Origin of the sequence: Dietzia cercidiphylli (assembly GCF_039531545.1) — a bacterium.
GTDB lineage: Bacteria > Actinomycetota > Actinomycetes > Mycobacteriales > Mycobacteriaceae > Dietzia > Dietzia natronolimnaea.
Genome location: NZ_BAAAQG010000003.1, coordinates 374,342 through 395,575, shown reverse-complemented (window position 1 = coordinate 395,575; position 21,234 = coordinate 374,342). Strand labels below are relative to the sequence as shown.

The 21,234-nt window shown below is 70.2% G+C and carries 17 protein-coding genes; 2 read left to right on the top strand and 15 right to left on the bottom strand.

Annotated elements, in window-relative coordinates; translation table 11 throughout:
* Positions 1-135: 135 nt before the first annotated feature.
* From fusA to ABD250_RS03500, 14 genes are all read right to left on the bottom strand, one after another.
* On the bottom strand, positions 136-2,247 hold the full coding sequence (gene fusA, locus ABD250_RS03565) for an elongation factor G (protein WP_182617728.1): 2,112 nt from the start codon (positions 2,245-2,247) through the stop codon (positions 136-138).
* 199 nt (positions 2,248-2,446) lie between these two features.
* Positions 2,447-2,917: a 30S ribosomal protein S7 gene (gene rpsG / locus ABD250_RS03560; protein ID WP_179525929.1), complete on the bottom strand. Its 471-nt coding sequence runs from the start codon at positions 2,915-2,917 to the stop codon at positions 2,447-2,449.
* Positions 2,917-3,288, bottom strand: coding sequence for a 30S ribosomal protein S12 (rpsL, locus tag ABD250_RS03555; RefSeq protein ID WP_017838186.1), 372 nt, complete (start codon positions 3,286-3,288; stop codon positions 2,917-2,919). The genes rpsG and rpsL overlap by 1 nt, the downstream gene beginning before the upstream one ends.
* A 199-nt stretch (positions 3,289-3,487) precedes the next feature.
* Entirely contained in the window at positions 3,488-4,138 is a 651-nt protein-coding gene (locus ABD250_RS03550) for a TetR family transcriptional regulator (protein ID WP_179525930.1), read from the bottom strand.
* A gap of 11 nt (positions 4,139-4,149) precedes the next feature.
* Positions 4,150-5,283 carry an NDMA-dependent alcohol dehydrogenase gene (locus tag ABD250_RS03545; protein ID WP_179525931.1) on the bottom strand — a complete coding sequence of 378 codons (1,134 nt, stop codon included), beginning with the start codon at positions 5,281-5,283 and terminating at the stop codon, positions 4,150-4,152.
* Between the two features lie 66 nt (positions 5,284-5,349).
* A complete protein-coding gene (locus tag ABD250_RS03540; RefSeq protein ID WP_344390657.1) occupies positions 5,350-6,147 on the bottom strand; it encodes an enoyl-CoA hydratase family protein in 798 nt (265 codons plus the stop codon).
* A gap of 25 nt (positions 6,148-6,172) precedes the next feature.
* Positions 6,173-7,354: an acyl-CoA dehydrogenase family protein gene (locus ABD250_RS03535; RefSeq protein ID WP_179525932.1), complete on the bottom strand. Its 1,182-nt coding sequence runs from the start codon at positions 7,352-7,354 to the stop codon at positions 6,173-6,175.
* Positions 7,355-7,359: 5 nt separating this feature from the next.
* A complete protein-coding gene (locus ABD250_RS03530; RefSeq protein WP_182658600.1) occupies positions 7,360-9,435 on the bottom strand; it encodes an acetyl/propionyl/methylcrotonyl-CoA carboxylase subunit alpha in 2,076 nt (691 codons plus the stop codon).
* An 11-nt stretch (positions 9,436-9,446) separates the two neighbouring features.
* On the bottom strand, positions 9,447-11,045 hold the full coding sequence (locus ABD250_RS03525) for an acyl-CoA carboxylase subunit beta (RefSeq protein WP_182658601.1): 1,599 nt from the start codon (positions 11,043-11,045) through the stop codon (positions 9,447-9,449).
* Complete coding sequence (locus ABD250_RS03520; RefSeq protein WP_179525935.1) at positions 11,042-12,220, bottom strand: acyl-CoA dehydrogenase family protein; 1,179 nt, start codon at positions 12,218-12,220, stop codon at positions 11,042-11,044. Before ABD250_RS03520 ends, ABD250_RS03525 begins: the two co-directional genes overlap by 4 nt.
* Entirely contained in the window at positions 12,217-14,043 is a 1,827-nt protein-coding gene (locus tag ABD250_RS03515; RefSeq protein WP_182658602.1) for an acyclic terpene utilization AtuA family protein, read from the bottom strand. Before ABD250_RS03515 ends, ABD250_RS03520 begins: the two co-directional genes overlap by 4 nt.
* The gene (locus ABD250_RS03510; protein WP_182658603.1) at positions 14,040-14,861 is read right to left on the bottom strand and encodes a TIGR03084 family metal-binding protein; all 822 of its coding nucleotides are present in this window, start codon (positions 14,859-14,861) and stop codon (positions 14,040-14,042) included. Before ABD250_RS03510 ends, ABD250_RS03515 begins: the two co-directional genes overlap by 4 nt.
* 87 nt (positions 14,862-14,948) lie before the next feature.
* Complete coding sequence (locus ABD250_RS03505; protein ID WP_182658604.1) at positions 14,949-15,680, bottom strand: hypothetical protein; 732 nt, start codon at positions 15,678-15,680, stop codon at positions 14,949-14,951.
* Between the two features lie 145 nt (positions 15,681-15,825).
* Positions 15,826-17,226 (bottom strand): acyclic terpene utilization AtuA family protein, encoded by a 1,401-nt coding sequence (locus ABD250_RS03500; protein ID WP_182652878.1) that lies wholly within the window; start codon positions 17,224-17,226, stop codon positions 15,826-15,828.
* 287 nt (positions 17,227-17,513) lie between these two features.
* Here ABD250_RS03500 and ABD250_RS03495 point away from each other — a divergent pair, with 287 nt between their 5' ends.
* Complete coding sequence (locus ABD250_RS03495; protein WP_179525940.1) at positions 17,514-18,020, top strand: MarR family winged helix-turn-helix transcriptional regulator; 507 nt, start codon at positions 17,514-17,516, stop codon at positions 18,018-18,020.
* A gap of 183 nt (positions 18,021-18,203) precedes the next feature.
* Here the strand turns inward: ABD250_RS03495 and ABD250_RS03490 are convergent, their stop codons facing one another.
* Positions 18,204-19,682 (bottom strand): MFS transporter, encoded by a 1,479-nt coding sequence (locus ABD250_RS03490; RefSeq protein WP_182615680.1) that lies wholly within the window; start codon positions 19,680-19,682, stop codon positions 18,204-18,206.
* A gap of 240 nt (positions 19,683-19,922) precedes the next feature.
* On the opposite strand from ABD250_RS03490, the gene ABD250_RS03485 reads away from it, so the two are divergent.
* On the top strand, positions 19,923-21,215 hold the full coding sequence (locus ABD250_RS03485) for a cytochrome P450 (protein WP_182658314.1): 1,293 nt from the start codon (positions 19,923-19,925) through the stop codon (positions 21,213-21,215).
* Positions 21,216-21,234: the final 19 nt, after the last annotated feature.

The window sequence follows — 21,234 nt, the reverse complement described above, 5'->3', positions numbered from 1 at the left end:
GGCACTGCTTTGTGTGGGATCTGATCTTACTCATCGTGCCGTGGGGGGCACGAACCGGCGGCCACCCGGAGGTTCGACCGTGCGCCGCCGGCATCGGCCCCGCCCTACCTCTCGGCCGGGCGGGACCAGTACCGGTTACTCGCCGGTCGCCTTGGCGATGATCTCCTTGGACACACTCGCCGGAACCTCGGCGTAGTGGGAGAAGACCATCGAGTAGTTGGCCCGGCCCTGCGTCCGCGACCGGAGGTCACCGACGTAGCCGAACATTTCGGACAGCGGCACGTTGGCCTTGACGACGCGGGCGCCGGAGCGCTCCTCCATCGCCTGGATCTGGCCGCGGCGGGAGTTGATGTCGCCGATGACGTCGCCCATGTAGTCCTCGGGGGTGATGACCTCGACGGCCATGAGCGGCTCGAGGATCACCGGCTGACACTTGCGCGCGGCCTCCTTGAAGGCCATCGAGCCCGCGACCTTGAACGCCATCTCCGAGGAGTCGACCTCGTGGTACGCGCCGTCGACCAGCGTCGCCTTGACGTTGACCATCGGATACCCGGCCAGGACGCCGTACTGCATGGCGTCCTTGATGCCGTGGTCCACGGAGGGGATGTACTCCTTGGGCACCCGGCCACCGGTGACCTTGTCGGCGAACTCGTAGGTCTCGCCCTCCTCGACCTGCTCCTGCGGGAGCGGCTCGAGACGGATCTGGACCTTGGCGAACTGGCCCGAACCACCGGTCTGCTTCTTGTGGGTGTAGTCGTACTTCTCGACCGTGCCCTTGATGGTCTCGCGGTAGGCGACCTGGGGCTTGCCGACGTTGGCCTCGACCTTGAACTCGCGCTTCATCCGGTCGACGAGCACGTCCAGGTGGAGCTCGCCCATGCCGCCGATGACCGTCTGACCGGTCTCGTCGTCCAGCCTGACGGAGAACGTCGGGTCCTCGCGCGCCAGCTTCTGGATGGCCGTGCCGAGCTTCTCCTGGTCGGCCTTGGTCTTGGGCTCGATCGAGACGTCGATGACCGGGGCCGGGAACGTCATCGACTCGAGGATGACCTGGTTCTGCAGGTCACACAGGGTGTCACCCGTGGTGGTGTCCTTGAGGCCGATGAACGCGTAGATGTGGCCGGCGACGGCCTCCTCGACGGGCATCTCCTTGTTGGCGTGCATCTGGAAGAGCTTGCCGACGCGCTCCTTCTTGCCCTTGGTGGCGTTCTGCACCTGCGTGCTCGGGTCGATGCGACCCGAGTAGACGCGGACGAAGGTGAGCTCACCGAAGAACGGGTGCACGGCGATCTTGAACGCCAGCGCCGCGAACGGCTCGTCCTTGGAGGGCTGACGGCTGACGACCTTCTCCTCGTCGCCCACGGCGTGACCGTGGATCGAGCCGACGTCGAGCGGGTTCGGCAGGTACGCGATGACGGCGTCGAGCAGGGGCTGGACGCCCTTGTTCTTGTACGCCGAACCACACAGCACCGGGTAGATCTCGGCGTTGACCGTCATCTTCCGGATCGCGGCCTGGATCTCGGCCTTCGTCAGCTCCTCGCCGCCGAAGTACTTCTCCATGAGGGCCTCGTCGCTCTCGGCGACGGCCTCGAGGAGCTTCTCCCGGTACTCGTCGGCCTTGTCCTTGAGATCCTCGGGGATCTCCTGGACCGTGGCCTCGGTGCCGATCGGCGTGACGCCGGGCCAGACGAGGGCCTTCATCTCGACGAGGTCGATGACCCCGTCGAACTCGTCCTCCGCGCCGATGGGCAGCTGCAGGACGAGCGGCTTCGCGCCGAGCCGGTCGATGATGGTCTGCACGGTGTAGTAGAAGTCCGCGCCCATCTTGTCCATCTTGTTGACGAAACAGATGCGCGGGACGTCGTACTTCTCCGCCTGGCGCCAGACCTGCTCCGACTGGGGCTCCACGCCCTCCTTGCCGTCGAAGACCGCGACGGCGCCGTCGAGGACGCGCAGCGAGCGCTCGACCTCGACCGTGAAGTCGACGTGGCCCGGGGTGTCGATGATGTTGATCTGGTTGTCGGCCCAGAAACAGGTGACGGCGGCCGACGTGATGGTGATGCCGCGCTCCTTCTCCTGTTCCATCCAGTCGGTGGTCGAGGCGCCGTCGTGCGTCTCGCCGATCTTCCGGTTGACACCCGTGTAGAACAGGATGCGCTCGGTGACGGTCGTCTTACCGGCGTCGATGTGCGCCATGATGCCGATGTTGCGGACCTTGTTGAGGTCGGTCAGCACGTCCTGTGCCACGGATGGTCCCCGATCGTGAGTCTTAGGTGGCCCGGGCGGTCGTGTGGACCGTCCGAACCGGGTCTGTTGTCCTGGGCCGTGCCCCGCTTCACTCGCGCGGGAGCCGACCCTCGTTCAATGATGCCACCCTCGGGGCGGCCGGGGGGCCCCTGAGCGGTGACGCCCGGTGGGCGTCCCCCCGCTCCGGGGCCCGGCTGGATCACCAGCGGTAGTGCGCGAACGCCCGGTTGGCCTCGGCCATCTTGTGGGTGTCCTCGCGGCGCTTGACCGCGGCACCCAGACCGTTGGAGGCGTCGAGGATCTCGTTGGCGAGACGCTCGACCATGCTGTTCTCGCGGCGCTGCCGGGAGAAGGTCACCAGCCAGCGCATCGCCAGGGTCGTGGAACGCCCGGGGCGGACCTCGACGGGCACCTGGTAGGTGGCGCCACCGACGCGGCGGGAGCGGACCTCGAGGGCGGGCTTGACGTTGTCGAGCGCCTTCTTGAGGGTGAGGACCGGATCGGTACCGGTCTTCTCGCGGCAGATCTCCAGCGCGGAGTAGACGATGCGCTCGGCGGTCGTCTTCTTGCCGTCGAGGAGGATCTTGTTGACGAGCTGCGTGACCAGCGGCGAGCCGTAGACCGGATCGTTGATGAGCTGGCGCTTCGGGGCGGGACCCTTGCGAGGCATTACTTCTCCTTCTTGGCGCCGTAGCGGGAGCGGGCCTGCTTGCGGTCCTTCACGCCCTGCGTGTCGAGGGAGCCGCGGATGATCTTGTAACGGACACCCGGGAGGTCCTTCACACGACCACCACGGACGAGCACCATGGAGTGCTCCTGGAGGTTGTGGCCCTCACCGGGGATGTAGGCGGAGACCTCGATACCGCTGGTGAGGCGCACGCGGGCGACCTTACGCAGCGCGGAGTTCGGCTTCTTGGGGGTGGTGGTGTACACACGGGTGCACACGCCACGACGCTGCGGCGAGCCCTTGAGGGCAGCCGTCGCCGTCGAGGACTTCTTGTCCTGGCGGCCCTTGCGGACCAGCTGGTTGATGGTTGGCATGAACCGACTTTCTCTAGCTGGCGGCCTCCTCGGGGGCGACCACCGGTCACTGGGACGTTGCTCGTATCCGGACTCTCGCGCTCCCCGACGGGCGCACGGGCGACCACGTCAGCCGCTCTCGCTGGCCTACTGGGCACGATCCTCCAGCTCGCGTACTGCGAGCACGATGGTCAAGCCTAACCGCCCTCGTGAGGATCGGTCAAAACGCGGCCGGGGCGACGCCTCGGGCCGACGCCTGCGGGACCTGCGCGAGCACCAGGTCGAGGGTCTCGGCCCAGTATCGGATCACCTTCTCACGACGGGCCGAGTCGTCGGAGAGCACGTCCGCGAGCCCGAGCCCGCGGGCCAGGTCGAGGGTGGCCTGCAGGGGCCTGCGCACCCGCACGTCGCCGGGGTCGTGACCGAGGGCGGCGGCGGCGATCACCAGGACCTCCCGGGACATGTGGTTCTCGAGCGGCAGCACGCGGTCGCGCAACGCCGGATCGCTGGCCGCCGCGGTCCAGACGTGCAGCGCCGCCTTGAAGATGTCGGAGGTGTAGTGCTGGACGATGAGTCGGACCACGGCGACCGTCCGCTCCGGGCCCGGGTCGGGCAGATCGAGTCCCACGTTCCGGACGTCCTCGAGCCGCTGTTCGATCATGTGCCCGAGGGCGGCGGTGATGAGGTCCTCACGGGTCGGGAAGTGGTGTTGCGCGGCGCCCCGTGAGACGCCGGCGGCGGCGGCCACCGCGCCCACGGTGGTCGCCGCCCAGCCCTGCGTAGCGAGGAGGTCGATCGAGGCACCCAGGAGGCGTTCCCGCGTGAGGCGACTACGGTCCTGCTTGGGGGCCCGCTGCTCGGGTGCCGTCATTGCTCCTCCTGTTACCAGTCCTGCTCGTCGTAGATGATCACACCGCGGATGTTCTTGCCGTCGCGCATGTCCTGGTACCCCTGGTTGATCTCGTCGAGCCGGTACGTCCTGGTGACCAACTCGTCGAGCTTGAGGTTCCCGGCCCGGTACTGGTGCAGCAGGTGCGGGATCTGCTTGCGCGGGCCGGTGCCACCGAAGATCGCCCCCTGCAGGGTCTTCTGCTGCATGGCCAGGTCGAGGATGGAGATCTGCGCGTCGACGGCCATCATGTCCCCCAGCCCCACGACCACGCAGCGGCGCCCCTTGCCGGTGAGCATCAGCCCGGGCAGCAGGTCCTTCCCGTCCACCACTCCCATGGTGAGCAGGACCAGGTCCGCCATGCGCCCCCAGCTGAGCTCCCCCACCAGCGCCATGGCGTCGTCCATCGAGGCACACGTGTGTGTCGCCCCGAACTCCATCGCCTTTTCCCGCTTGAACTCCACCGGGTCCACGGCCACGATGACGCGCGCCCCCGCCGCGGCGGCGCCCTGGACGGAGTTGATCCCGATCCCGCCCACGCCGACCACCACCACGACGTCGCCCTCCTTGGCCTGGCCGATCTCGGTGGCCGAGCCCCACCCCGTGCAGACACCGCATCCGAGCAGGGCGGCCTTGTCCAGGGGGATGTCCTTCTCGATCTTGACGACCGAGGACTGGTGGACGGTGACGTGCGGCGCGAAGGTGCCCAGGACGCACATTGTCGCCACGGGCTCGCCGTCGGCGGTGTGCACCCGGTAGCCGTCGTCGCTGATGGCCCGGCCGCTCAGCAGCCCGGCGCCGTTGTCACAGAGGTTCTGCAGCCCCTCGGAACAGGGCGGGCAGGTGCCGCAGGCGGGGATGAACGCAAGAACGACGTGATCCCCCTCCTCGAGCCCGGTGACACCCTCTCCCACCTTGGTCACCACGCCCGCGCCCTCGTGGCCACCCATGATCGGATAGGTCTCGAACTGCAGGTCCCCCGTGAGCAGGTGCTCGTCCGAGTGGCACAGTCCCGAGGCGGCGAGTTTGACCTGCACCTCCCCCGCCTTGGGGTCGTCGATGTCGACGTCGACGATCTCCCAGGCGTCCTGCTTGGGTTCACGGATGATGGCTGCTCTGGTGCGCATGGCATTACCTCTCGGGTTGGACGCGGGCGATGTGGTGACGGTCACACATCAACGACATCGCATACGCTACGCGTCCGGCGTCGCCCAGGAGGGCGGTCGGCGCTCAAGAAATGCGGTCATCCCCTCGGCGACCTCGGCGGTGGTGAACAGGCGGGCGGTCACCCCGGCCAGGTCCTCTCCACGGGCGTCAAGATCGGCCAGCATCGGCGCCGCCAGCAGCGCCTTGTTCTCCGCCAGTCCCTGCGGTGAACAGGGCCGGAACGCGGCGACCAACTCGTCGACGGCGGCGTCGACGTCGTCGACCGCCTCCGAGAGCAGGCCGATCCGACTCGCGTGCGCCGCGTCGAACTTCTCACCGGTCAGCAGGGCGCGTGCGAGGTCCCGTGAGTTGATCCGCGCCGCCAGCGGCACCGAGATCATGGCCGCCGCCAGACCGAGGCGGACCTCGGTGAGCGCGAACGTCGACGTCGGCCCGGCGAGGGCGAGGTCGCAGGCGGCCACCAGTCCCATACCGCCGGCGCGGACGTGGCCGTCCACCGCGGCGATCACGGGCTTGGGGTGCGAGATGATCGCCCGGAGCAGCCCGAGGAACACCCGGGTCCGCTCGGCGGCCTGCGCCTCCGGGCTGCTCTGGTCGGCCCCGGCCGCGGAGGCCTCGCTGAGGTCGGCACCGGCGCAGAAGGTCCCGCCGGCGTGACCGAGGACCACCACGCGGGCACCGTCGTCCGCGGCCGCCCGGTCGAGCGCCGTGTGCAGCTGCTCGACCAGGGCGGTCGAGATGGCGTTGCGGTTGTGCTGCGAGTCGAGGGTCACGCGGGCGGCGCCCCCGGAGACCTCGTAGCGCACCAGCACCGGAACACCCACGGTCTGATCGTCCGCCGCGGCCACCTCAGTAGCTCCTCGGCAGCCCGAGCGAGTGCTGGGCCACGTAGTTGAGGATCATCTCCCGGCTGACCGGGGCGATGCGGGGCAGGCGCGACGCGGCGAGCATGCCGGCGAGTCCGTACTCCACCGACAGCCCGTTGCCGCCGAGGGTCTGGATGGCCTGGTCGACGGTGCGGGCGGAGACCTCTCCGGAGGCGTACTTGGCCATGTTGGCGGCCTCGCCGGCGAGGTCGTCCAGGCCGGCGTCGACGAGCGCGGCGGCCTTGCGCATCATCAGCCGGGCCAGCTCCAGCTCGATCTTGCACTGGGCGAGGGGGTGGGCGATCCCCTGGTGGGCGCCGATCGGGGTCTTCCACACGGTGCGCTCGTTCGCGTACTTCGTGGCCTTGTCCATCGCGTAGCGGGCGGAACCGATCGCCATCCCGGAGGCCATGATGCGCTCGGGGTTGAGGCCCGCGAAGAGCATGAGCAGCGCGGTGTCGCCGTCGCCGATGAGCGCGTCCGCGGGCAGTCGCACGTCGTCGAAGTACAGCTGGAACTGCCGCTCGGGCGTGCGCACCTCGGTGGGGATGTGGGTGCGCTCGAGTCCCGGGGCGTCGGTCGGCACCATGAACAGGGCCGGCTGGAGCTTGCCGCTCGCGGCGCCCTCGAGTCGGGCCACCACGAGGATCGCGTCGGCCTGGTCGACTCCCGAGATGTAGGTCTTCTGCCCGCTGAGCAGGAAGTCCGAGCCGTCCCGGCGTGCGGTGGTGGTGATGGCGTGGGAGTTGGACCCGGCGTCCGGCTCGGTGATGGCGAACGAGGTGATGATCTCGCCCGAGGCCAGGCCGGGCAGCCAGCGCTTCTTCTGCTCCTCGGTCCCGAAGCGGGAGATGATCGTGCCGTTGATGGCGGGCGAGACCACCATCATGAGCAGCCCGGCGCCCGCGGCGGAGAGCTCCTCCTCGACCATCGCGAGCTCGGTCATGCCGGCCCCGCCGCCGCCGTACTCCTCGGGCAGGTTCACCCCCAGCAGTCCGAGCCTGCCCGCCTCGGTCCACAGCTCGTCGGTGGTCTCGCCGGCGTCGGACTTCTCGCGCATGTACTCCATGCCGTATCGCGAGCCCAGGTCGAAGGCGACCTTGCGGAGTTGCTTCTGCTCCTCGGTGTCGACGACGGGGTTGGGGATCTGAGAGATGTCGGTCATCGTGGTCACTCCTGGGGGGTGGTGGTGTCGGTGCTGGCGGGATCGGTGCTGTCGGCGTCGGTGCTGTCGGGTTCCGCGACGACGGCGAGGATGGTGCCGGTCTCGACCTGGGTGCCGACCTCGACGGGCAGCTCGGTGACGATGCCGTCCACGGCGGCGGAGATGGTGTGTTCCATCTTCATGGCCTCCATCCACAGCAGCGGCTGGCCGGCGGTGACGGTGTCCCCGACGGAGACGGCCACCCGGATGACCGCACCCGGCATGGGGGCGAGCAGCGAACCCGCGGCGACCTCCGCGCCGGGATCGGAGTACCGGGGCGGTTCGATGAGCGGGACCGGTCCGAGTGGCGAGTCCACCTCCACGACGGTGTCGGAGCCCACCACCTCGTACCGGGCCACGGAGAAGGTGTGGCGCACTCCCCTGACCTCGAGGTCCACCGAGTCGGGGCGGACCTGTCCGACGCGGACGACCTCGGCGAGATCGCCGTCCGCGTGGGCGCCGGAGCGGTCGCGGATGTACGCCACCTCCAGCTCGTCCTCCCCGAACCGGTAGGTCCGCCTCTGGAGCGTGCGGCCGACGTTGCGGAAGCCCGCCTGCGCCAGCGCCACCGGCCCGGCGGCGTGGTCGGCGGTCCCGGACACGATCGCGGCGGCCAGCGCGGAGATCGCCACGGCCTCGTCGTCGGCGAGCGGGGCGGCGAGCGCCTGCGCACCGTGATCGTCGAGGAACGCGGTCGACAGGTTGCCGGCGATGAACTCCGGGTGGCGCAGGACCCGGACCAGCTGGGCGCGGTTGGTCGTCAGGCCGTGGATCTTCGCCCGCGTCAGCGCGCCGGCGAGCGAGGCGCAGGCCTCGGAACGGGTACGGCCGTAGGAGATGACCTTGGCCAGCATCGGGTCGTAGTGCACGCCGATCACCGCGCCGTCCGCCCCGGGTTCGACACCGCTGTCCACCCGGATGCCCGGGCGGTGCGGGCCCTCGAATCGGGAGGAGACGCCGGGGACGTCGAGCGCCCACAGGGTTCCGGAACCCGGCGTGTAGTCGCTCGCCGGGTCCTCGGCGTAGAGGCGGGCCTCGAACGACCAGCCGTGGGCGGCCGGGGGTGTGGTGGACGGCAGGGGGAGGCCCGCCGCCACGTCCAGCTGGAGCGCCACCAGGTCCAGTCCGGTCGTGGCCTCGGTGACCGGGTGCTCGACCTGGAGACGGGTGTTCATCTCGAGGAAGAAGAACTCGCCGTCGTCGGTGGCCAGGAACTCGACCGTGCCGGCGCCGGTGTACCCGATCGCGGACGCGGCGTCGCGGGCCGCCGAGTACAACTTCTCCCGCATCCCCGGGGTCCGCTCGACCAGCGGGCTCGGGGCCTCCTCGATCACCTTCTGGTGGCGGCGTTGGATGGAGCACTCGCGCTCGCCCACCGCCCAGACGGTGCCGTGCGAATCCGCCATGATCTGGACCTCGATGTGACGGCCGCGCTCGAGGTACCGCTCACAGAACACGGCGTCGTCGCCGAAGGCGGACCTGGCCTCACGCCGGGCGCCCGCGATCTCGTCGTGCAACGAGTCGAGGGTGCGGACCACGCGCATACCGCGTCCGCCACCACCGGCGGAGGCCTTGACCAGCACCGGGAGCATGTCCTCGGTGACGTCGGCGGGCTCGAGGTCGGCGAGCATGGGCACTCCGGCCTCGCCCATCATCTTCTTGGCCTCGATCTTGGAGCCCATGGCCTCGATGGCGGCCACCGGCGGGCCGACCCAGGTGAGCCCCGCGTCGATCACCTCGCGGGCGAACCCGGCGTTCTCGGACAGGAACCCGTACCCGGGGTGGATCGCGTCGGCTCCGGCGGCCCTGGCCGCGGCGATGACCAGGTCACCTCGCAGGTAGGTCTCCCCGGGGGTGTTGCCGGGGAGACGGACCGCGGCGTCGGCCTCGCGGGTGTGCGGGGCGCCCGAGTCGGCGTCCGAGTAGACCGCCACCGTGGTCATGCCCAGGGCGCGGGCGGTGCGGTGGACACGGCGGGCGATCTCCCCGCGATTGGCGACCAGGACCGAGGTGATCGGGGCTGGGGTGGGTGAATTCTGCATGGGTGTGTTCCTCACATCCGGAAGACGCCGAAGCGGTCGGTTCCGGCGACTTCTCCGGAGTGGATCGCGGACAGGCTGAGACCCAGCACGGTCCGGGTGTCGCGGGGGTCGATGATGCCGTCGTCGTAGAGCATCCCGGACAGGAAGGCCGGCAACGACTCCTTCTCGATCTGGTCGGCGATCATGGTCTTGAGACCGTCGATCGTCTCCTGGGTCATCTCCTCGCCCCGGGCGGACGAGGCGGCGGCGGCCACGGACGTGACCACGTCGGCGAGCTGCTGACCGCCCATGACGGCGGACTTGGCGCTCGGCCACGTGTAGAGGAACCGGGGGTCGAAGGCGCGGCCGCACATGCCGTAGTGGCCCGCGCCGTACGACGCGGCGGTGATGAGCGACAGGTGCGGGACCTCGGAGTTGGAGACCGCGTTGATCATCATCGAGCCGTGCTTGATGATGCCGCCGCGCTCGTACTCCGAGCCCACCATGTATCCGGTGGTGTTGTGCATGAACACCAACGGGGTGTCGTAGCGGTTGGCCAGCTCGATGAACTGGGTGGCCTTCTGCGCCTCCGCGCTGAACAGCACGCCGCGCGCGTTGGCGATGATGCCCACCGGGTAGCCGTGGATCTCGGCCCACCCGGTGACCAGGCTCGCCCCGTAGAGCGGTTTGAACTCGTCGAAGTCGGACCCGTCCACGATGCGTGCGATGATCTCGCGCGGGTCGAAGGGGATCTTGAGGTCCTCCGGGACGATGCCGAGGAGATCCTCGGCGCCGTAGAGCGGCTCGATGACCTCGGCGCGCGGGGCCCGACCGGACTTCGACCAGTTGAGCCGGCGGATGATGCCGCGCGTGAGGCGTGCGGCATCGGCCTCGTCGAGGGCGTAGTGGTCGGCGAGGCCGGAGACGCGGGCGTGCATGTCCGCACCGCCGAGGGTCTCCTCGTCGGCGATCTCGCCGGTGGCGGCCTTGACCAGCGGGGGTCCGGCGAGGAACACCTTCGAGCGCTCCTCGATCATGACCACGTGGTCACTCATCCCCGGGACGTACGCTCCGCCGGCGGTGGAGTTGCCGTAGACCACGGCGATGGTGGGGATGCCGGCCTTGGACAGGCGCGTGAGGTCGCGGAACAGCGCGCCTCCGGGGATGAACACCTCCTTCTGCGTGGGCAGGTCGGCGCCACCGGACTCGACGAGGCTGATCACCGGGAGCCGGTTCTTCATGGCCACGTCGTTGAGGCGGAGGATCTTGCGCAGCGTCCACGGGTTGGACGTGCCGCCCTTGACCGTGGGGTCGTTCGCGATGACCAGGCACTCCACGCCCTCGACCACGCCGATCCCGGCCACCACGGAGGCGCCGGTCTGGAAGTCCGAGCCCCACGCGGCGAGAGCGCACAGCTCGAGGAAGGGCGACTCGCGGTCGAGGACCATGTCGATCCGTTCCCGGGCGGTGAACTTGCCGCGCTCGCGGTGGCGGGCGACCTTGCGCTCGCCGCCGCCGGCGAGCGCGGGTTCGAGATCGGCGGTGAGCTGGGTGAGTTTGTCCTTCATCGCAGCCTTGGCGGCACCGAACTCGGCGCTGGTGGTGTCGAGCGTGGAACGCAGGATGGTCATGCGGTGTACCCCAAACGTCGTCCGGCGAGGGTGGTGAGGATCTCGGTGGTGCCTCCGCCGATGCCCAGGAGGCGGACATCGCGGTACTGGCGGCTCACCTCGGACTCGGCCATGTAGCCGAGACCTCCGAAGAGCTGGAGTGCTTCGTTGGCGACCCACTCCGCGCACTCCACGGCGGTGTTCTTGGCAAAGCAGACCTCGGCGATCGCGTCGTGCCCCGCCGCGGCCAGGTCCACGCACCGGTGGGTGTAGGTGCGGGCGACGTCGATACGGCGGGCCATCTCGGTGACGGTGTTCTGCACGGCCTGCCGGGAGAGCAGGGGGCGGCCGAAGGTCTCACGCTCCCGCACCCAGTCCAGGGTGAGGTCGAGGCATCGCTGGGCGTGGGAGTACCCCTGGGCGGCCAGCGCCGCGCGTTCGCCCACGAATCCGATGGCGATCTGGGCGAACCCGTCGTGCTCGGCGCCGACGAGGTTCTCCACCGGCACCCGGCAGTCGGTGAACGTCAACTCGGCGGTGTCCGAGGCACGCCAGCCCAGCTTCTCCAGCGGGGCGGAGCGGTGGAAACCGGGGGTGTCGGTGGGGATGACGAGCAGGCTGACGCCCGCCGCTCCCTTCAGGTCGTCACCGCCGGTGCGCACGGCGGTCACCACGAAGTCGGCGCGGGTACCGGAGGTGATGTACGTCTTGGCGCCGTTGACGACGTAGTGGTCGCCGTCCCGGCGGGCGGTGGTGGTGAGGCGTCCGACGTCGGAACCGCCGCCGGGCTCGGTGATGGCCAGGGAGCCGATCAACTCGCCGGCGAGCGTGGGCCTGACCCAGCGCTCGATCTGGTCGGGTCGGCCGGACTGGGCCAGGTGGGGGGTGGCGATCCCGCAGGTGAACAGCGAGGCGAACACGCCGCCGGCGACGCCGGCCTCGTGGAGTGCCTCGCAGACGATCAGGGAGTCACGCATGTCGCCACCCCCGCCCCCGACCTCCTCGGGGAACGAGACACCGAGCAGGCCCAGCCGGCCGGCCTTCGCGTGCAGCTCGCGGGGCAACGCGCCCGCGGCCTCCCACTCGTCCTGGTGGGGCAGGATCTCGCGCTCGGCGAAACGGGTCGTGGTCTCGCGCAGGGCGAGACTCTCCTCGGAATACCAGGGATCCCCCGGTACGTACGGCGGGATGGTCACGCGTTCTCCTCTGCGGGGGCCGGCTCGGCGGGTGCCGTGGCGGCGGGTACGGGAGCGGCGGGTACGGGGGCGGTGATGTCGTCGGGCACGTCGATGAGGCGGGAGCGGAGCCACTCGGCGAGTCCCTTGGCCTGGGGGTCCCAGCGGTAGCCGTGGGCGACGCCCTTGCCGAGCAGTCCGTCGATGACGAAGTTCACGGCATTGATGCGGGGCAGTTCGTATCTCTCGACCGGGAGGTCGGCGGTCTCCGGGAGCAGGCGACGCAGCTCGTCGACGGTGAGGGTCTCGCGCATCCAGCAGTAGGCCGCCGCGTCTCCGGCCCACAGACCGATGTTGGCGGTCCCGCCCTTGTCTCCCGAGCGGGCGCCGAGCACGTCCCCCAGGGGCCTGCGCGTGGTGGACGCCGTCGACCGGGAGGACGGGGATAGCGATGCACCCTCGGCGTCGAGGCCGTCGGAGGCGTGACCGTCGCCCATCTCCTCCGTGTGTTCCGGAGGCGCGATGTCCACCCGGGTTCCGTCGGGGAGCACCGCGACGTGCGGCACCTTCTCCTGGTCGAGGTAGGCGGGGACGTACACGCCGTACGGGCCGCCGCGACCGGGGGGCGCGCTCGGCGTGGCACCCGGGTAGCTCGCCAGGATCATGGCCACCGCGGCGTCGGAGAACGCCCGGCCCACCACGTCGGAGTCCGGGTCCCAGGCGACGACGGTCAGCAGTGCGGTCGCCGCGGCCTGGGTGTCGGCGTCCGCGTGGTCCGTGCGGCTGAGGCGGAAGTCGATCTCCGCGGGACGGGTGGCGAGGCCGGCCAGGATCTGGCGCTCGACCAGTGCGGCCTTGTCCTCGATGTCCAGCCCGGTGAGCAGGAACGTGACCTCGTTGCGGAAGCCACCGAGGCACGTCACCGACACCTTGGTGGTGGTGGGGGCGGTCTCGCCGCGCACACCGGAGATGCGGACGCGGTCGGGGCCCTCCTGCTCGAGGCGAGCGGTGTCCAGGCGGGTGACGACGTCGGGCCCGCCGTAGCGCGCCCCGGTGACCTCGTAGAGGAGTTGGGAGGTGACGGTGCCGACCGTCACCGCTCCCCCGGTCCCGGCGTGCTTGGTGATGACGGAGGTGCCGTCGGAGGCGATCTCGGCGATGGGGAAACCGGGGGTGACGGGGTCGGCGATCTCACCGCGGTTGAAGAAGGCGTAGTTGCCGCCCGTGGCCTGGGTCCCGCACTCGATGACGTGCCCCGCGACGGTGGCGCCGGCGAGGGCGTCGAGGTCCGTCCGGGTCCACCCGAAGTGGCTGATCGCCGGACCGACGATGACCGAGGCGTCGGTGACGCGACCGGTGACGACGATGTCGGCACCGGCGTCCAGACAGCGGGCGATCCCGAAGCCCCCGAGGTAGGCGTTGGCGGTGACCGGGAAGCCGGCGTCGGCCGGGATGTCGAGTTCCGAGACCCGGTCGATCAGGTCGTCGCCCTCGACGTGCGCGACCCGCGGGGACAGCCCCAGCCGCGATCCGAGCTCGACGACCGCGCCGGCCAGGCCGGCGGGGTTGAGACCGCCCGCGTTCGCGACGATCCTGACGTTCTTCTCCAGCGCCAGCCCGAGACAGTCCTCGAGCTGCCGCAGGAAGGTCTTGGCGTACCCGAAGTCCGCGTTCTTCATCCGGTCGCGGCCCAGGATGAGCATGGTGAGTTCGGCGAGGTAGTCGCCGGTGAGGACGTCGAGTTCGCCCCCCTCGAGCATCTCGCGCATCGCGGAGATGCGGTCACCGTAGAAGCCGGACATGTTTCCCACGCGCAGCGGCGCGGCGAGGTTCCTCCCGGTCATGCCCGCGCCCCCTCCTCGCGGCCGCCGCCGGGCAGGCCCGCGAAGGCCTGGGCGATCCGCAGCCACTCCTCCGCGTCCTCGCCGACCGCCTCGAGGGCGGTGTCGGCGCGGTGGACGCGCTGGGTGACCAGCAGGCAGAAGTCGAGCACCGGTCCGGTGACTCGCTGCTCGGCGTCGGCCGGGCCGAACTCGAGGACGGTGCCGTCGGGCAGGGTGAGCGCGAGGTGGACCTCCGAGGACGGGGCCTCGAGTCCGTTCATCAGATACGCGAAGCCGCGGGTCTTGAACCCCAGACGGGCCACGTGGGGCAGCGCCGCGATGAAGGCCGGGTCGGAGTCGAGCGGGATCCCGACGGCGTCGGCGACGTCGATGCCGTGTGCCCAGGTCTCCATGATCCGGGCGGTCGTCATGGACTTCGGCCGCATCGGCGGTCCGAACCACGGGACCTGGTCGCCCGGATCGGCGGCCTTGAGCGCGTCCGCGAGTTCTCCCCGGGCCAGGCGCCACCGGGCGAGCACCTCGTCGCGGCCGGTGGCGGCGATCTCGGCGGCACCGGCGTCCACGAAACCGGTCGGATCGGCCATGGCCGTCTCCACCACACCCTGGAAGTCGTCCGGATCGGTGATGGCGGTGACCGAGACCTCGTCGGTCCAGGCCAGATGCGCGATCTGCATGCCCACGTCCCAGCCCACGGCCGGGGTGTCCAGGTGCCAGACGTCGGGACCGGCGGTCTCGACGAGGTCGTCTAGTCGGGCGCTGAGCGCGGCCAGGACCGCGTGCAGGTCCTCCGTCGCCGAGGGCCGGATGTTCGTCTGCATGGCATCAGACTCCCACCGAGCCTCGAATAAAGCAAGCATGCTTGCTTGCTTTTCGGCACGGCGTTCTCGCGGTGCGGTCCGGGAGGATCACCTCACCCGCCGTCGCGGGGGGTCACAGCGGGCACCCCAGCGTGTAATTCCACTCGGTGCCGTTCCGGGGGCGTCTACCTTCACCGTCATCGATGTCGACACACCGGGGGGCACGTCGATCCATACGTGCCAGTCTCCGTTGGTTCCCACGTAGCCCGGGGTGGTCCACAGCACGGTTCCGTCATAGGCCACCTCGACGAAGTCGGGCACGTAATAGGTCTCCAACCGCAGCAGTACCCGGCCGCCGCCGCTGCGGCCGATCTCATGCCTGTTGGTGAAGATGCCCTGCCGCCCGGAATTGGTGAAGGTGTTGCACGGCGTGACCGGAGCCAGGACCACCTGGGTCGCCGCGAGGACCCGATCCCACCCCACTTCACCGCGCGACGCCCTCTCCGCGAGGGTCATGATGTCCTGCGAACCCCCGGGGATCCCCTGCACCACCCGGAACACATCGAGGATCTCTCCACTGCGGATGTTCGCGATCAGTTCGTTGAGATTGGCCAGGGACCCGTTGTCCAGCGCTCCCCGGGCACCCGGGTTCATCCCCTCGATGATGGCCTCCAACTCCTGCACACTCCCGGCGGCGTCCCCGAGCTCGCTGCTGAGTTCGGCACTGGAGGGGGACCCTGTCTGGGCGGTGGCGACCGGCGCCCCGACCGCGACCACAGCCGCGGCCATCAGCGAGGTGGCGGCGACGACCGGGACTCTGGCGATGATCGAACGTGTCATGCGGACTCCTCGTAAGACGACCGCACGGGACGTGCGCCCGGCGGGCCCGGACGATGGACGGTCTCCACCGACGCTAGGCAGCCGAGGCGCAGGGGTCTGTCCTACGTTCGCTCCATTTCCGCCGGTCCGGGCCTCGCGACGAGGCTCACGGTCCGAACTCGAGGAGTTCGCCGGGGATCGACAGACGGACGGAGGCCAGGTCGGCCCCGAGCCCGCTGTCGAGCGGCACACCACGCGGGGGGCGCGCCACGAGGTTGACGGCGCGGAGGTTGGGCAGCAGGTAACGGCGGGTCTCCATGCCCTCCAGCGCGGGCAGGAGTTCGCGGAAGCGGTCGATCGTGAGCTCTCCGGCCAGCCACGCGAACGCGGAGTCGTCCCAGGTCCAGACCGCGATGTTCACCCCTCGGCCGACCACGCCTCGACGCACGCTCGCGACGGAACCCAGCACGGACGTCACCGGCTCACCACCGGGCACGGACCCCCGCGACCACGGGGTGGGCAGCTCGCCGGGCCCGATGTCCGCGGTCTCCACCGGGACGGGCACCGCGACGCGTTCCCCGCCCGGGAGGACGACGGTGTGTCCGGCGTCCGCCTGCGCCAGCGGGCGGGCGACCCGGCGGGGCCTCCCGGGTCCCCTGGTCATGGCCACCACCGCCACCACCGGTGGTGCGGGCTCACCCCGTGCGCCGCTGATTCGGACGCGATCGGTCCCCTCCTGGGCGAGTCGGACGGAGTCCAGTCGCAGCACCACGTCGGGGGCGGCGTACCGCGCCCCGGCGACACCGTCGAGGAGCTGGTCGGTGACGGTGCCGACGGTGACGGACCCGAACGCCGAGGGGTGGCGGGTGACGACGGCGGACCCGTCGGCGGCGATCTCCGCGATCGGGTAGCCACCGGACACCGGGTCGGTGGTCCGGGTGACGTCGGTCGACGAGTCCACGACGCCCGTGGCGCCCGGACCGCCGGAGAGCACGTGCCCCACCGCCACGGACCCGGCCAGCGCGTCCAGTGCCGACGGGGTCCACCCGTGATGTGCTGCCGCCGCGCCCGTGACCAACGCCTCGCGGCTGACGCGGCCGGTGACGACGACGTGGGCTCCCGCGGCGAGGGCCCGCGCGATCCCGAACGCGCCGTGCCTGACGGTGGCGACGTCGGCCTCCCCGAGCCCGAGTTCGACGGCGCGGTCGGTCACGTCACCGGAGTCGACCGATGCCACCGACAGCTCGACCCCCGCGTCGGCGGCCATGGCACGCAGGGCCTCGGCGAGCCCACCCGGATCGAGGGCGCCCGCGTTGGTGACGATCCGCACGCCCCCGGTTCCGACGAGGTCGAGGCACTCCCCCAATTGCACGAGGAGCGCGCGCTCGTGACCCGGATCGCCCTGCGCGCGTTGCTCGGCGAGCTCCAACATGGCCTCGTCCGAGAGCATGTCGAGCGCGAGTACGTCCAGCGACGCGGCCGAGAGGAACTCGGCGGTCGCGGTGGCGCGGTCCGTCCGCGAGGCGGAGACGTTGCCGATACGCAGAGGTCTCTGGGTGCTCGTCATCGGTCCTGCGGCTCCTTGTCGGTCGGGTCGTTCGACCACCCCAGCATGCTCTCGCCCGGGACGAGGCGGGGGTGGAACGCGAACGCCTCCCCGAGCATAGGCGGAGCGCTCCCGTGGTCCGGGCGGGCCACGTCGCGGTCGAGGGGATCCCGCGGCGCCGGCCGGCGGGGTACCGAGGCGCCGGCCGACGGGGTGCCGGGCGAGTCCGCCAGTCGTACCCGTGTCGCGGGGTCGCTACCGATAGACTCGCCTGATCAGACGCCCGACGTGTCCTCCAGGAGTGAGCCGTGCCCCCCAGGACCGCCCCGATTCCCGACCGCATCGACCAGGCCCGTGCCAACTGGGAACGTGAGGGATGGACCGATGCGGCCCAGGGCATGACCGTCGTGACGTCGGTCATGCGCGCGCACCAGATCCTGCTGGCCCGGGTGGAGGAGACGCTGCGGCCGTGGAACCTGTCGTTCCCCCGGTACGAACTCCTCCGGTTGCTGGCCTTCTCCCGGTCCGGCTCGCTGCCCATCACCAAGGCATCCGAGCGACTGCAGGTGCACGTCACCAGCGTCACCAGCGCCATGAAGCGTCTGCTGGACGCCGGGCTGGTCGAGCGACGCCCACACCCGACCGACGGCCGGACGACCCTCGTCGAGATCACCGCCGAGGGCAGGCGCGTGGTCTCCGAGGCCACCGCCGCGCTCAACGCCGGCGTGTTCTCCGATCCCGGGATGGACCCGTCCGAGCAGTCGGCGCTGATCGAGGCCATCTCGTCGCTCCGGCAGACCGCCGGCGACTTCTGACGACCGGGGGCCCGACGCCCTCACGGTTCAGCACCGCGACCTGGACCACGCCCCGCGCCGCGACCTGCACCGCGCCCTGCCGCGGACAGCACCGCGCCCGGCCCCCTCTCGGGTGGGGCCGGGCGCGGCTGTTCTTGGGAGGATCCGTGTCGTGGGTCCTCGATGGGGGTCGTCAGACCAGGGTCACGGCATCTCGGTGGCGATGAGGCGGGAGTCGTCCGGCTCGGCATCGGCGTGGATGACGTTCTTGCTCGACTCGGTCATGAGGAAGATGCAGACCATCGACATGACGGACAGCGCCGAGAGCATCAGACCGACACCGAAGGTGTTGCCGGCCCCGATCATCGCGGCCGCGGCCAGCGGCGGCAGCGCGCCACCGAGGATGCCGGCGAGGTTGTAGCCGAGCCCGGCGCCGGTGTAGCGGTAGCGGGCCTGGAACAGCTCGGGCAGCAGTGCACCGGCCGGTCCGTAGGCGATACCGAAGATGATCAGCGTGACGAACAGCACCAGACCGAAGGCGAAGGTCGACCCGGTGTCGAGGATCGGGAAGACGAACAGCGTCCACGGGATGGCCAGTCCGACCGAGGTGCCGATGACCTTCCTCCGGCCGATCTTGTCCGAGTACATCGCCGACAGCGCGATGGCGGCACCGAAGATCAGCGCGGCGATCATGCCCATGCCCAGGACGAACGGGCGGGAGTGCCCGAGGGTGGCGGTGGCGTAGTTCGTGAGGAACGAGGTGCCCATGTAGAAGAGCGAGAACAGCGAGGTGAGCGCACCACCCGCGATGAGGATCTCTTTCCACTGGTACCGCAGCGCATCGGCGAACGGCAGCGTCCTGGGGGCCGTGACCCTGTTCGCGGCCTTGTCGGCAGCCGCGGTCTCGGCGGCTTCCTTGGCCTCCCTCGCCTGGGTCTGACGGAAGACCGGGGTCTCCTCGACCGTGAGACGGATCCACAGGCCGACCAGCACGAGGACGGCGGAGAGCAGGAACGGGATACGCCAGCCGTACTGCATGAAGGGGCTGTCGAGGTCTGCACCGCCACCGGCGACGAGCGAGAAGACGAGGAACGTCCCCGAGGAGAGGAAGAACGCGAAGGCCACGCCCAGCTGCGGCCACATGGCCATCATGCCGCGCTTGCCCTCGGGGGCGTACTCGGCCGTGAGCAGCGTGGCTCCGGCCCATTCGCCGCCGACCGCGAAGCCCTGGAAGAAGCGGCACACCACCAGCAGGGTCGGTGCCCAGATGCCGATGCCGCCCTCGAAGACGCCGAACGCCCCCGTGTTGTACCCGGGCAGCAGACCGATGAAGACGGTCGCCACGCCCATGATGATGAGGGTCCAGACGAGCGTGTTCTTGCGACCGATCCGGTCACCGAAGTGGCCGAAGATCGCCGCACCGACGGGCCGGGCGAAGAACGCCACGGCGAAGGTCGCGAACGAGGACAGCGTCGCCGTCGCGGGGTTCTGGTCGGGGAAGAACAGGGCCGGGAAGACCAGCGCGGCGGCGGTGCCGTAGATGAAGAAGTCGTACCACTCGATCGTGGTACCGATCGAGGACGCGGCGGCGACCTTCTTCAGCGAGGTCTTCTGCTTGACCGGCGGAAGATTCGGGGACAGCGGTGCCGCGTCCCCCGGCGGGGTGTTTCCGGACTGCGTCAAGACAACTCCAGTCGTGTCAGGTTCGCCGGGTATCTGACCTCCGGCGAGGCGGGTGATCGCCGACGCATAGGCGTCGATTGAGCCGAACAGTATGTGATGACCACCACACCCGATACACCCGAAAGTATGCTGCCGTGATCCGGCCCACAGCTCGACATCCCGGGTCGACCGGATGCCCCGCCCAGCGATCACCCCTAGGGTGTCGGGCGAAAAGCGCACCCGAGCCACCAGGAGGCACCGATGCCGACCACTGGAAACCAGCCCCTCCGCGAGCAGTCCCTCGACTTTCTCCGATCCGGGTACCTCTTCACCTCCCGAGTGAGGCAGCGCGCGGGACTGACCGCCGACTCCCAGACGCCGGTGCGACTGCGCCTCATGGGTCGTCGGGCCGTGCTACTTCGCGGAGTGGAGGGAGTCCGGCACTTCTACGACGCCGACAAGGTCAAGCGCGAGGGGGCCATGCCCGCCTTCGTCCGGCTCCCGCTCTTCGGCCCGGGAGCAGTGCACGGTCTGGACGGCCGCGCTCACGCCGTCCGCAAGAACGCGCTCGCCGACCTGGCCTACGACGACGAACGAGTGGCGCACTTCGCCTCGCTCGTGGCGGTGGAGCTCGAGCAGATGCTCGAGGAGTGGGCGCGCCGAGGATCGGGAACCGTGTATCACGACTCCACGACCGCGTTCGGCCGGGCGGCGTTCCGCTGGGCCGGACTGCCGATGCGTCCGGAGGAGGCGAACAGGCGCGCCCGTCAGATGAGCAGGCTTCTCGACACGTTCGGTCGGATCTCCGGGAACCCCGTCGCGCAGGTGGAGCGGCTCCGCCTCGACCGCTGGGCCACGTACCTGGTGCGCAAGGTCAGGGCGGGAGAATTCCGACCCGATCCCGATTCGGTGGTGGCCGCCATGGCCGAGCTCCGGGACGAGGACGGCCAGCTGGTCGACGCCCGAACGGCAGCGGTAGAACTGCAGAACCTCACCCGTCCGACCGTCGCGGTCGCCCGCTTTGCGGCTTTTGCCGCAGTCGCCCTCGCCGAGAACCCGGGGTGGCGGAACCGGATCCGTGAGGCGTCTGCGGAGGCCGGTCGGCTCACCGAGATCCCCGAGGCGGTGGCGTTCGCCCAGGAGGTGCGACGTGTCTACCCGTTCGTGCCCATGTTGCCCGCGCTCGCGACCACCGATTTCGAGGTCAGCGGCTGCCCGGTGCGCGAGGGGCAGCGCGTCCTTCTGGACCTCCAGGGAACCGACACGGACCCGAATCACTGGCGCGACGCGGGCACCTTCGACCCGGAACGTTTCCTCGGGGTCGATGATGCGGAAGCACTGGAGGCGTTCATCCCGCACGGCGGTGCCGGCGTCCGCACCGGCCACCGGTGCCCCGGCGAGAAGATCGCGGTGACCGCCTTGTCCGCGGCCGTCGCGGCACTGTGCAGACCGGAAGTACGGATCAGCGACGACCCCGACGACCTGACGTTCCCGTGGACCACGATGCTCACCCGCCCGGCGACCGGTGTCAGGGTCCGCTGTAGCCGACCCTAAGACCACTGAGACCCCGGCC

Coding starts and splice junctions, on each gene's coding strand:
- ABD250_RS03525 (WP_182658601.1), bottom strand. CDS start 11,045: ATGACCATCCTGCGTTCCACGCTCGACACCACCAGCGCCGAGTTCGGT.
- ABD250_RS03530 (WP_182658600.1), bottom strand. CDS start 9,435: ATGCAGAATTCACCCACCCCAGCCCCGATCACCTCGGTCCTGGTCGCC.
- ABD250_RS03500 (WP_182652878.1), bottom strand. CDS start 17,226: ATGACGAGCACCCAGAGACCTCTGCGTATCGGCAACGTCTCCGCCTCG.
- ABD250_RS03545 (WP_179525931.1), bottom strand. CDS start 5,283: ATGCGCACCAGAGCAGCCATCATCCGTGAACCCAAGCAGGACGCCTGG.
- ABD250_RS03485 (WP_182658314.1), top strand. CDS start 19,923: ATGCCGACCACTGGAAACCAGCCCCTCCGCGAGCAGTCCCTCGACTTT.
- rpsG (WP_179525929.1), bottom strand. CDS start 2,917: ATGCCTCGCAAGGGTCCCGCCCCGAAGCGCCAGCTCATCAACGATCCG.
- ABD250_RS03535 (WP_179525932.1), bottom strand. CDS start 7,354: ATGACCGACATCTCTCAGATCCCCAACCCCGTCGTCGACACCGAGGAG.
- ABD250_RS03550 (WP_179525930.1), bottom strand. CDS start 4,138: ATGACGGCACCCGAGCAGCGGGCCCCCAAGCAGGACCGTAGTCGCCTC.
- ABD250_RS03510 (WP_182658603.1), bottom strand. CDS start 14,861: ATGCAGACGAACATCCGGCCCTCGGCGACGGAGGACCTGCACGCGGTC.
- ABD250_RS03505 (WP_182658604.1), bottom strand. CDS start 15,680: ATGACACGTTCGATCATCGCCAGAGTCCCGGTCGTCGCCGCCACCTCG.
- rpsL (WP_017838186.1), bottom strand. CDS start 3,288: ATGCCAACCATCAACCAGCTGGTCCGCAAGGGCCGCCAGGACAAGAAG.
- ABD250_RS03515 (WP_182658602.1), bottom strand. CDS start 14,043: ATGACCGGGAGGAACCTCGCCGCGCCGCTGCGCGTGGGAAACATGTCC.